General features: G+C 57.8%; 10 protein-coding genes and 1 pseudogene. 4 read left to right on the forward strand and 7 right to left on the reverse strand.

The window, feature by feature from the left end; all coding sequences use genetic code 11:
- Nucleotides 1-181 precede the first annotated feature (181 nt).
- From BN77_RS04345 to BN77_RS04370, 6 genes are all read right to left on the reverse strand, one after another.
- On the reverse strand, nt 182-1,411 hold the full coding sequence (locus BN77_RS04345) for a class I SAM-dependent methyltransferase (RefSeq protein ID WP_007528852.1): 1,230 nt from the start codon (nt 1,409-1,411) through the stop codon (nt 182-184).
- A gap of 4 nt (nt 1,412-1,415) precedes the next feature.
- On the reverse strand, nt 1,416-2,486 hold the full coding sequence (gene rfbG / locus BN77_RS04350; RefSeq protein WP_007528854.1) for a CDP-glucose 4,6-dehydratase: 1,071 nt from the start codon (nt 2,484-2,486) through the stop codon (nt 1,416-1,418).
- Nucleotides 2,483-3,250, reverse strand: coding sequence for a glucose-1-phosphate cytidylyltransferase (gene rfbF / locus BN77_RS04355; RefSeq protein ID WP_007528856.1), 768 nt, complete (start codon nt 3,248-3,250; stop codon nt 2,483-2,485). Before rfbF ends, rfbG begins: the two co-directional genes overlap by 4 nt.
- Nucleotides 3,251-3,338: 88 nt before the next feature.
- Nucleotides 3,339-4,106 carry a cephalosporin hydroxylase family protein gene (locus BN77_RS04360; protein ID WP_007528858.1) on the reverse strand — a complete coding sequence of 256 codons (768 nt, stop codon included), beginning with the start codon at nt 4,104-4,106 and terminating at the stop codon, nt 3,339-3,341.
- Nucleotides 4,107-4,452: 346 nt separating this feature from the next.
- Complete coding sequence (locus BN77_RS04365; protein ID WP_208856424.1) at nt 4,453-5,046, reverse strand: LbetaH domain-containing protein; 594 nt, start codon at nt 5,044-5,046, stop codon at nt 4,453-4,455.
- A gap of 70 nt (nt 5,047-5,116) precedes the next feature.
- On the reverse strand, nt 5,117-6,238 hold the full coding sequence (locus BN77_RS04370; protein ID WP_007528862.1) for a DegT/DnrJ/EryC1/StrS family aminotransferase: 1,122 nt from the start codon (nt 6,236-6,238) through the stop codon (nt 5,117-5,119).
- Between the two features lie 127 nt (nt 6,239-6,365).
- Between BN77_RS04370 and rfbC the strand changes: the two genes are divergently transcribed.
- Both rfbC and BN77_RS04380 read left to right on the forward strand, forming a co-directional pair.
- Complete coding sequence (gene rfbC, locus BN77_RS04375) at nt 6,366-6,896, forward strand: dTDP-4-dehydrorhamnose 3,5-epimerase (protein WP_040677557.1); 531 nt, start codon at nt 6,366-6,368, stop codon at nt 6,894-6,896.
- An 89-nt stretch (nt 6,897-6,985) separates the two neighbouring features.
- Nucleotides 6,986-7,441 (forward strand): GFA family protein, encoded by a 456-nt coding sequence (locus BN77_RS04380; RefSeq protein WP_007528867.1) that lies wholly within the window; start codon nt 6,986-6,988, stop codon nt 7,439-7,441.
- A gap of 63 nt (nt 7,442-7,504) precedes the next feature.
- On the opposite strand, the gene lepA is transcribed toward BN77_RS04380, so the two are convergent.
- The gene (gene lepA / locus BN77_RS04385) at nt 7,505-9,337 is read right to left on the reverse strand and encodes a translation elongation factor 4 (RefSeq protein ID WP_007528869.1); all 1,833 of its coding nucleotides are present in this window, start codon (nt 9,335-9,337) and stop codon (nt 7,505-7,507) included.
- Nucleotides 9,338-9,477: 140 nt separating this feature from the next.
- Here lepA and BN77_RS04390 point away from each other — a divergent pair, with 140 nt between their 5' ends.
- Together BN77_RS04390 and BN77_RS04395 are read left to right on the forward strand one after the other, a co-directional pair.
- Nucleotides 9,478-10,044: a helix-turn-helix domain-containing protein gene (locus BN77_RS04390; RefSeq protein WP_007528871.1), complete on the forward strand. Its 567-nt coding sequence runs from the start codon at nt 9,478-9,480 to the stop codon at nt 10,042-10,044.
- A gap of 146 nt (nt 10,045-10,190) precedes the next feature.
- Nucleotides 10,191-10,395, forward strand: a pseudogene (locus BN77_RS04395) (IS110 family RNA-guided transposase); the annotation flags it as partial.

Consider the following 10,395-nt stretch of genomic DNA (forward strand, 5'->3'; position numbering starts at 1 on the left):
GACTGTTTCGCTGGATTGTGCCGCCCATCCTCGCAAGGGAGCTGTTTAGACGGCCTGAGCGCCCTGCATTCCGTCAGACGCGCCTTGTCGAAGGCGATGGCAAGCCCATAAGGTCCCCCTGCACGGAGAGGTGCGCGCCATAAAACGGAGTTCTGCGGCCCGGCACCGCTTTGCATCCTCCTCAAATAATCTGCAGCGTCGGTATCGCTACCACGAAGCGCCCGCCCCATGCGCGGATGTATTCGTTCGAGTTGACGATCTCATCGGTCAGGTTCCACGGCAGGATGACCAGATAATCTGGCTTCGCGGCTTCGATATGGCTTGGCGCATAGACAGGAATATGGCTTCCCGGCAACAACTTACCTTGTTTGATGTCGCTGCGATCGACGACAAAAGCGATGTCGTTGCTATTGACGCCACAAACATTCAGGAACGTATTTCCTTTGGCCGCGGCACCATACCCGGCGACTGTTTTGCCTTCTGTTTTCGCGCGACGAAGGAAGGCCTTGAACTCGTCACACACGCCTTCGATCTGCGTCCCAAACTGTTCGTAGGTCGCCATCTTCTTGAGGCCGAAGGCCTCTTCCTTTGCCCGGAGCGCAAGCAACCTGTCCGTCGCGGCGCGGGTGCCTTCCGCCTTCTGTGCGAAGACACGCAGCGAACCGCCGTGCGTTGGAATCTCCTCGACATCAAAGACCGTCAGCCCGCAAGCGCCGAAAATGCGCTCGACTGCGAGCAGCGACATGTACGAGTAGTGCTCGTGATAGATGGTGTCGAACTGGATTCCCTTGATCATCGCCAGGATGTGGGGGAATTCGAATGTCGAGACGCCGTCTTGCTTCAAAAGGATGGCAAAACCACTGACGAAGTCTGCGATATCGGGTACGTGTGCGAGGACGTTGTTGGCAGCCGCCACGTCGGCACTCACGCCGCTCTCGACCAACGCTGCGGCTATCTCTTTGCCGAAGAAAGCGACTTTGGTCGGCACACCCCGGCTCTCCGCGATCTTTGCCGCGTTTGCGGCCGGCTCCACGCCGAGCACCGATATGCCTTTGGCGGCGAAGTATTGCAAAAGGTAGCCATCGTTCGAGGCGACTTCGACTACCGTCGAATCCGCTGAGAGCCCGAAACGGTTGGTCATCATCTCGGCATAGCGTTTGGCATGCTCAAGCCAGCTCGTCGAGTAAGAAGAGAGGTAAGCGTAGTCAGCGTTGAAAATCTCGTCAGCCGGCACATTCTCTGTTGTCTGAACCAGAAAGCACTCCGAACAAACCATGACCTTCAGCGGGAAGGAGCGTTCCCGGGCAATCGCGCCCGCATCAGGCAGAAAGGAATTGGACCACGGTGTCGATCCAAGATCCGCGACCACGGTCGTCAGCGGCGCTGAGCAGAAACGGCATTGGTGAGACATGTGGTTAGAAGCCTTTCGTGAAAGCATCAATCTGGCCGACGACAAGCGAGAGTGCATTTTCGTCCCGGCGCCATTGATCGTACCAGCGTGCGGCCCAGTCTATCGCTTCGGCTTGGGTCAGACGCGCGCGCCAGGAGAGACAGCGGTTAGCCTCGGCAGGATCAAGACTCAGCGCATGCATCTCGCGCGGCTTGTCTTCTGCTGAGGTATCCCGCCATGTTCGTCCGAGCCCCATGGCTGCTTGAACCGATGATGCCAGAAGGCCGACCGGGATCTGCGCTTCATCGGGGGATGGCCCGAAATTCAGCGATTCGGCCGACACAGCCCCGCTATATAGAGCTTCGCAAAACAGGAAATAGCCGTTCAGGCAGTCGAGCACGTGCTGCCATGGCCGTGTTGCAAGCGGGTTGCGAATATCAAGGATCTCGCCGGCAATGGCGGCGCGGACGATGTCGGGAACCAACCGGTCCTCCGAGAAGTCGCCGCCGCCGAGCACGTTTCCACCACGCGCGGTGGCGACATGCACGCCTTTCAGTCTGAAGAAGGAATCCCTATAGGTCGCGGTTGCGATCTCGCTCGCAGCCTTTGACCCGGAATAGGGGTCATGTCCGCCAAGCCGATCCCTTTCGACGAAGTGCCGTCCGCTCTCGTCGTTGCTGTAGACCTTGTCGGTGGTAACGACCAGGATGGCCTTTAGCGCATCAAGCGAACGCGCCGCCTCGAGAAGGCGCACCGTCCCCATGACATTGACGTCGAACGTATCGACCGGCTCAAGATAACTGCGACGCACCAACGGCTGCGCTGCCATATGCAGGATGATGTCGGGATCGCATGCGCCAAGCGCTTTCGTGAGCGTCGGTCCGTCGCGGATGTCAGCAATCGTCTCAGCCGTCAGACCGGTGCTGCCAGCAAGCCCATGCAGCGAAGGCATGGTCGGCGGCGAAAGCGCGTAGCCCGTCACCTCAGCGCCAAGCCGGGAAAGCCAAATCCGCGCCCAGGTGCCCTTGAACCCGGTGTGCCCCGTCAGGAAGACGCGCTTGCCCGACCAAAAAAGCTGATCCGGAAGCCTGCTCATGACCAGACTTTCCACGGCGCATGGCCGCTCTGCCAAAGCTCTTCGAGCTGGTTCTTGTCGCGCAGCGTGTCCATCGGCCGCCAAAACCCATCATGTGGGAAAGCCATCAATTGGCCGTCGGTGGCGAGGCCTTCGAGCGGCGCGCCCTCGAACGGCGTGAGATCGCCTTCGATGCGATCAAGCACAGATCGGTTAAGCACGAAAAAACCGCCGTTGATGCGTCCGTTGTCGCCCGCGGGCTTTTCGGTGAAGCTCATCACCTTCCCATCCTCGGTCAATAACGCACCATAGCGCCCGGGTGGCACCACGCTGGTCACAGTCGCCTCGCGTCCATGGCTTCGGTGAAATTCGGTCAACGCTTTAATGTCGACATTGGCGACGCCGTCGCCATAGGTCAGGCAAAACGTATTGTCGAGATAGTTGGCAACACGCTTCAGCCGCCCGCCTGTCATCGAACCCTCACCGGTCTCCACGAGCGTCACGCGCCAAGGCTCGGCCTTGGTGGCGTGATAAGTCGTCTCGCCACGCTCCATGTCGAAGGTAACGTCCGCCGAATGCAGGATGTAGTTGGCGAAGTATTCCTTGATCATGTAGCCGCGGTAGCCAAGGCAGATCACGAAATCGTTGAAGCCGAAATGGCTATAGATTTTCATGATGTGCCAGAGAATCGGACGTCCTCCAATCTCAATCATAGGCTTTGGCCGCAGATGGCTTTCTTCGGAAATGCGAGTGCCGTATCCACCCGCGAGAATGACGATCTTCATTCTGACGCGCTCCAAATAACTGCGAAGTTTCGTTGGGTTGGAACCAGCGTGAGCAAATATACAGCCGGCTCCAGCCATTTGGAACGACCTAGCGTCGTTTCAAGAAGCCATCAGGAGCAACGGTGATCATGAGTTTTTGATCGATGGACCGGTCAATCTCAAACTCTGGATGGCTTTCGAGGTACTTCCAAACTGCAGTCTTCGGGTTATTCCCAGGCCCCCATGGCCGATCCGGATAAGCGTCCTTGGGGATATCTTCAATTACCGTATCAAAGACGACACAATAACTGCCGGCGGATGTCAGCGGCGCATAGGCTTCGAGTTCGGCCAAGACATGTTCGTGCGTGTGGTTGCTATCAAGGCATACGAGAGTTCGTTGGAACGGTTTTGCGATTTGGTGGACTTGCTCGATAATTGCCGGATCAATGCTGGATCCCTGGATCATCTGGATACGTGAGGCCATCGGATGAGCTTCAATTGCAGTTCGATTGTGCGCGCGAATGTCGATGTCAATGCCAAGGACTTTTCGTTTCGATTGACGTGGGTCTAGCGAAACGCCCCTCTCCATTGCATCTGTCAAGTCAAGCAGCGCGAGCATCGAGGCACTCAATACCAACGAACCGCCATGCGCAATGCCAGTTTCAATGATCAGGTCTGGGCGTGTCTCCCATATGATCTCCTGCATTGCGACCATATCCTGTGGATACTGAATGATCGGACGGTCCATCCAGAAGTAATTGTAGGAATATTTCAGATCGACAGACTTTCGAAGAAAATCCGATGCGCTGAGGTTGAGAGCCTGATTGGATCGCAGTGCCGCAATTCGATCTGCGACCTCTGCCTTAAAGTTGCTCATGCCGTACCTCGATTAGTTTTGTTGCCGTGCTTTGGCACTGATTCTGCAGGAATTGGGATTTGCATATGGCCGCAAGTATCTTGCGCGGGCCTGTCTTAGTCCGACCCTAAGGCAAGCGCGTGACTGGCCGAGAGGGTCGAATGATTGACCCGCGCGGATGGTGAATGGTTGCGCAGCTCAGTTCCAAAGACCAGGCGATCCCGCTGACTGAGCGCCGACCATCAATGTGGGGGACGCTATGCACCAGGTGAAATGCGGTTCGATCCCCGCCAGTTGGCGGCCGACAGCTGAAACAAATCGTTCTTCATAGCCCCCGGCAAAAGTCGCGAATTACACTAGGCGCGAGCTAGGGCTTGTTGAATTTCACTATCCTAGCCGGACTGCCAACGACAACAGCATTATCCGGCACATTCGTCGTCACTACCGCACCGGCGCCGATGGTTACCCAGTTACCAATTCTCAGGCGCGGCAGCACGGTTGCGTTAGCGCCAACAAATACGCCGTCACCAATCTCGCAACAGCCAGCGATACATGCTGCAGGCGCGACGAAGACCGATCGGCCCAGACGACATTCATGATTTACGACGGCACCGATATGGATGCTCGAGTTGTCTCCAATATCGACTTGTGCGCCGAGATGAACACCCTGTTGAATATAGATGCCTCGCCCGAGAGTAACCATGTAGGTATCTACGGAGGGGTGAATAAAGTTTACGAGCTGCCCTCCCGCGGCCTCGATACCGCGACCGGTTTCTTCTCGAGCCCGTGTACTTCCAGTCACCAAGCTGACGAAGCCTACGCCGGGGCCGGCGAGGCTGGGGATGACTTCGTAGCCTCCGAGAACCGGCATTCCGAAAAACAGCGTGCCGTGTTTGCGTTGATCGTTGTCGAGGATACCTGGAAAAGCGATCGGTGACGATGCTCTCAGCGCGTGCACCATTCGGATAGTCTCGGGACTAGCCGCGCCAAGCAGGTACATGCTTTTTATCTCCCCCATGTCGGTCTTGCTCTCAGCTGGCGGCAATCTGTGTACATATGCCTTTCACGACATCAATGACGCGGCTCTGCTCGGCATCAGTCATTTCATGATAGCTCGGCAAATTGATAGCTCTTCCTGGCAAGTCATACGCAATTGCATTGTCAGGAGCGCCAGGAAAAGACGGTAGTGAACTTAGCGGCCAGAAGAACACCCGTGCGTCGATATTCTCGGCCATGAATGCGGCCTGAAGCTTTTCACGAGTGATGCCGGTGTCGGGCGAGAACACTAGTGTTGGCATCCAGAAACCATTCTCGGTTCCGTCGGGTTCAGGATTCATCGATATCGAATTGAAATGTCGGAACTCGTCGCGGTAGGCATAGAAGATTTCTCTCTTTCGGCCAACCAGTCGTTCAATCCGCTCCACCTGCGCCAAGCCGATCGCGGCTTGCAAGTTTGAAATCTTATATTTGAAGCCGACCTCGTCGGGCCAGAATTGCTTCGTTTGTCCTCGAGCGCGCCCGTGATTCGAGAGAGTAAGAACCCTGTTGTAGAGGTCCGGATCGTTCGTAACAAACATCCCTCCCTCTCCGGTGGTGATTGTTTTGGTCCCGTGAAACGAGAACGTTCCGAAGGCTCCCATGGAGCCTGCGCGCCTACCATGCCAAACAGATCCGAGCGCCTCTGCCGAGTCTTCGACGACAGAAACACCGCGACGGCGGCCGATTTCCAGCAGCGCATCCATGTCGCAAAGATTTCCATAGATGTGAACAGCCAAAATGGCTTTTGTCTGTGGCGTGATAGCTGCCTCTGCCTTCTTCGGATCGATGCACCAGCTGTCAGGAAGGATGTCGACGAATACTGGCTTTGCACCCAGGTGCACGATCGGGGCTGCTGAGGCTATCCAGTTGGTATCAGCCAGGATCACCTCATCCCCGGGACCAACGCCAAGAGCTGCAAGCCCCATGTGCAGGGCACCAGTGCAGCTGGACGTCGCTATTGCGTGGTTGACATTAAGGTGCGCCGCAAAGGCTGCCTCAAACCTATTAATATATTCGTAGCAGCGCTCGCCCCAGCCATTGGCCGCAGCATCTGCAACATAGGCTATTTCGTGTTCGGTGATGGATGGCTTCGTGTAGAGAATGCGCTGCTTCATAATGACCTCAGTCAAGGTACAATGAGCAACTCTTGAGCCTAATTTCCGAATCGGGTCAAGTAGCGATGCGGCCTGTCGCCAAGATCGCTTTGCCACAACAAAAAGGCTGCAAATGCCAGAGAAATCCATCTCCCGTTTCACCCGCATCCCTACAGCCCTCGATGACCTCGTCCTCATCGAGCGCCGGCGACTCGGCGATGAACGCGGCTTCTTCTCGCGCTTTTTTTGCACCGAAGAGCTTCCCGATTTCGGCATCGGCCGCATCGCGCAGATTAATCACACGATGACGCAGGCAAAGGGGGCCATTCGCGGCATGCATTTCCAGAAGCCCCCCCACGATGAGGCGAAGTTCGTATCCTGTCTCGTTGGGGCGGTCTTCGATGTCGCCGTCGATCTGAGGCCGCAGTCGCCGACCTATCTCAGGTGGCATGGGGAGATTCTCTCCGCCGAGAATGCACGCTCCATGATGATCCCCCAGGGTTTTGCGCATGGCTTTCAGACACTGACCGAAAGCTGCGAACTGATCTATCTGCACGACAAGCCCTATGCGCCGGGGGCCGAAGGTGGGGTCAACGCCCTTGATCCCAAGATCGCGATCGCTTGGCCGCTCCCAGTCGCTCAGATGTCCGAGCGGGATCGCGGCTTCCCGATGCTCTAGGAAAGGCCGTCGGCCTGCGGTCGGTAGCTGACAGATTTGACGCCCCGCCGTCCGCCGCTAGATTGAGCATGACGAGGAAGGAGGCCGCAATGACCGAAATGGAACTGCCTTGGGAGGGCGGCTGCCGATGCGGTCGCGTGCGATTGAAGATCAGCGCCAAGCCGCTGTTGACCATGGCCTGCCACTGCACGGGCTGCCAGAAGATGTCGTCAAGTGCCTACTCGCTGAGCGCCGCGATCCCGGCGGAAGGCTTTGCGATCACGGAAGGGGAGCCCGTCATCGGCGGCCTGCACGGTCCCGAGGCGCACCACTACTTTTGTGGCGACTGCATGACCTGGATGTTCACACGGTCGGAGGGGATGGATTGGTTCGTCAATCTTCGCCCAACGATGCTGGACGATCCGCGCTGGTTCAAACCGTTTATCGAAACCTGGACGCGCGAGAAGCTACCTTTCGCCGAAACCGGTGCGGTCCGCAGCTACGAGGCGCTGCCCGAGATGGACGCCTATGAAGGACTGGTGAAGGAATATATGGCCTGCAGTTGAGGCAGGGGCATCAGGTCGCTGCCCGGCCATGCTTGCTTGCCGGCCGGGCTGAAAGTGGGGCTCTCACTCGTCGCCCATCTTGAGCGCGGCAATAAACGCCTCCTGCGGAATCTCCACCTTGCCGAACTGGCGCATGCGCTTCTTGCCTTCCTTCTGCTTTTCCAGAAGTTTGCGCTTGCGGGTGGCGTCGCCGCCGTAGCACTTCGCCGTCACATCCTTGCGCAGCGCCGAGATGGTCTCGCGAGCAATGACGTTGCCGCCGATAGCGGCCTGGATCGGAATCTTGAACATGTGCTTCGGGATCAGTTCCTTCAGCCGCTCGCACATGTCGCGGCCGCGCTTCTCGGCAGCGGCGCGGTGCACCAGCATGGAGAGCGCATCGACCGGCTCGCCATTGACGAGGATCGACATCTTCACGAGATTGCCAGCGCGGTAGCCTTCGAGGTGATAGTCGAAGGAGGCGTAGCCCTTCGAGATAGACTTCAGCCGGTCGTAGAAATCGAAAACAACTTCGTTGAGCGGCAGCTCGTAGGTCACCATCGCACGGGTGCCGACATAGGTGAGCTCAGTCTGGATGCCGCGGCGGTCTTGGCAGAGCTTGAGGATCCCGCCGAGATAATCGTCGGGCGTCATGATCGTCGCCTTGATCCAGGGCTCGCGGATTTCGTCGATCTTGACGACGTCAGGCATATCGGCCGGGTTATGCAGCTCACGCTCGCTGCCATCCGTCATCGTCAGCTGGTAGACGACCGAGGGAGCCGTCGCGATCAGGTCGAGGTCGAATTCGCGTTCCAGCCGCTCCTGAATGATTTCGAGGTGCAGCAGGCCGAGGAAGCCACAGCGGAAGCCGAAGCCGAGAGCAGCGGACGATTCCATTTCAAAGGAGAAGGAGGCGTCGTTGAGGCGAAGCTTGCCCATCGCCGCGCGCAGATCTTCGAAATCCGCCGCATCGACCGGAAAGAGGCCGCAGAAGACGACAGGCTGCGCCGGCTTGAAGCCGGGCAGGGCTTCGGCCGTCGGGCGCTTGTCCTCAGTGATCGTGTCGCCGACGCGTGTATCGGCCACTTCCTTGATCGACGCCGTGATGAAGCCGATTTCGCCGGGCCCGAGGCTGTCGACATTGACCATCTTCGGCGTCAGCACGCCGACACGTTCCACCTGGTACTTGGCATCCGTGCCCATCATGCGAATCATCTGACCCTTGGTCAGTACGCCATCGATGATGCGCACGAGAACCATGACGCCGAGATAGGTGTCGTACCAGCTGTCAACGAGCAGCGCCTTCAATGGCGCCTTCTCGCCGCCTGGGCTTTTCGGCGCCGGCAGCTTCTGGACGATGGCTTCAAGGACGTCGGGAATACCGAGGCCGGTCTTTGCCGAGATCAACACCGCTTCCGAGGCATCGATGCCGATCACTTCCTCGATCTGTTCCTTGATGCGGTCAGGCTCGGCCGCCGGCAGGTCGATCTTGTTGAGAACGGTGACCAGCTCGTGGTTGTTATCGATCGCCTGGTAGACGTTGGCAAGCGTCTGAGCTTCCACGCCCTGGGACGCATCGACGACGAGCAGCGAACCTTCGCAGGCCGAGAGCGAGCGCGAGACTTCATAGGCGAAATCGACGTGACCGGGCGTGTCGATGAGGTTCAGGATATAGGTTTCGCCATCCTTTGCCTTGTAGTGCAGGCGCACTGTCTGGGCCTTGATGGTGATGCCGCGCTCGCGCTCAATATCCATGTTATCAAGCACCTGCTCGGACATCTCGCGCTCGGCTAGGCCGCCGGTCGATTGGATCAGGCGGTCGGCAAGTGTCGATTTGCCGTGGTCGATGTGGGCCACGATCGAGAAGTTGCGGATATGGGAAAGCGGGGTGGTCGGATTGGTGCTCATGCGCGCCATATAGCAGCGCCGCCCCTTGGCGCAAAGCGGAAAAGAAGGAGTTCGTTTAGTATAAGCGGTTGTTTCTCAGATGGAAACATGCCCCTTGATTCCATCATCAGACTATGCATTTCTATTATAGTAGAAAACAGGATCTGACGGTGGAACAGGAACTCGAAAAGGCGATTGCCATTCGCATTCGCAAGCTCCGGCTGCAGAAAAAATTGACCCTGGAGGACCTCGCCAGCGCTTCGGGTGTCAGCCGCGCAATGATCTCGCGTATAGAACGTGGCGAGGCGAGTCCGACAGCGTCGCTGCTCGCACGGGTATGCGCAGCGCTGGGCTTATCGCTTTCCGCATTTTTTGCGGAGGAGGGAGAGGTCTCGCCGCTGTCGCGTCGCCAGCAGCAGCAGGTCTGGCGAGATCCGGAGACGGGCTACATCAGGCGTTCCGTCTCGCCGCCGGGCACCGCTTCCGATGTCGACATCGTCGACGTTGAATTCCCGCCCGGCAGCCGCGTCAGTTTCCCTCCGCATGCGGCAAGCAGCGGCATGACCCAGCATATCTGGCTGTTCGATGGCGAGATGGAAATGACAACAGGCGATAGCGTGTATCGTCTTTTGCCTGGCGACTGTCTGTTCATGCCGGTCGGTGAAGGCCATGTTTTTCATAACCCCGGCAACATTCCCGCCCGCTATTGCGTCGTGCTCGACCGGCGCGGGCGCTAATTCACTTCAGGAGGTGACATGAAAGAGGCCGCCTCTGGAGAGAACGGATCACTGAGATGCAGGTGATGATCGAGGGACAGTCACGCTTCCAGCCTTGCGGCTTACCTTATTGGGGTTCGGAAAATCTCAACAAGGGAGTTGGAAGCATGACCGCCTCTTATGAATACCATATCGGCGTCGACTACCACAAATCCTACAGCCATCTGGTGGTGCAGGACAGCGGTGGCAAGACCCTGCGCTCTGGTCGGGTTAAGAACGATCGCGAGTCTCTGGGCGGGTTCCTGGAACGCTACCGCGAGAACTCGCATGCGGTTGTCGAGGCGACGCGCAACTGGATGGTGATCTACGATT

Origin of the sequence: Rhizobium mesoamericanum STM3625 (genome assembly GCF_000312665.1) — a bacterium.
GTDB lineage: Bacteria > Pseudomonadota > Alphaproteobacteria > Rhizobiales > Rhizobiaceae > Rhizobium > Rhizobium mesoamericanum.

What these genes read in the sequence shown, in the direction of transcription:
- BN77_RS04345 (WP_007528852.1), bottom strand. Translation starts at nt 1,411, where the DNA reads ATGTCTCACCAATGCCGTTTCTGCTCAGCGCCGCTGACGACCGTGGTC.
- rfbG (WP_007528854.1), bottom strand. Translation starts at nt 2,486, where the DNA reads ATGAGCAGGCTTCCGGATCAGCTTTTTTGGTCGGGCAAGCGCGTCTTC.
- rfbF (WP_007528856.1), bottom strand. Translation starts at nt 3,250, where the DNA reads ATGAAGATCGTCATTCTCGCGGGTGGATACGGCACTCGCATTTCCGAA.
- BN77_RS04360 (WP_007528858.1), bottom strand. Translation starts at nt 4,106, where the DNA reads ATGAGCAACTTTAAGGCAGAGGTCGCAGATCGAATTGCGGCACTGCGA.
- BN77_RS04365 (WP_208856424.1), bottom strand. Translation starts at nt 5,046, where the DNA reads ATGGTGCACGCGCTGAGAGCATCGTCACCGATCGCTTTTCCAGGTATC.
- BN77_RS04370 (WP_007528862.1), bottom strand. Translation starts at nt 6,238, where the DNA reads ATGAAGCAGCGCATTCTCTACACGAAGCCATCCATCACCGAACACGAA.
- BN77_RS04380 (WP_007528867.1), top strand. Translation starts at nt 6,986, where the DNA reads ATGACCGAAATGGAACTGCCTTGGGAGGGCGGCTGCCGATGCGGTCGC.
- lepA (WP_007528869.1), bottom strand. Translation starts at nt 9,337, where the DNA reads ATGGCGCGCATGAGCACCAATCCGACCACCCCGCTTTCCCATATCCGC.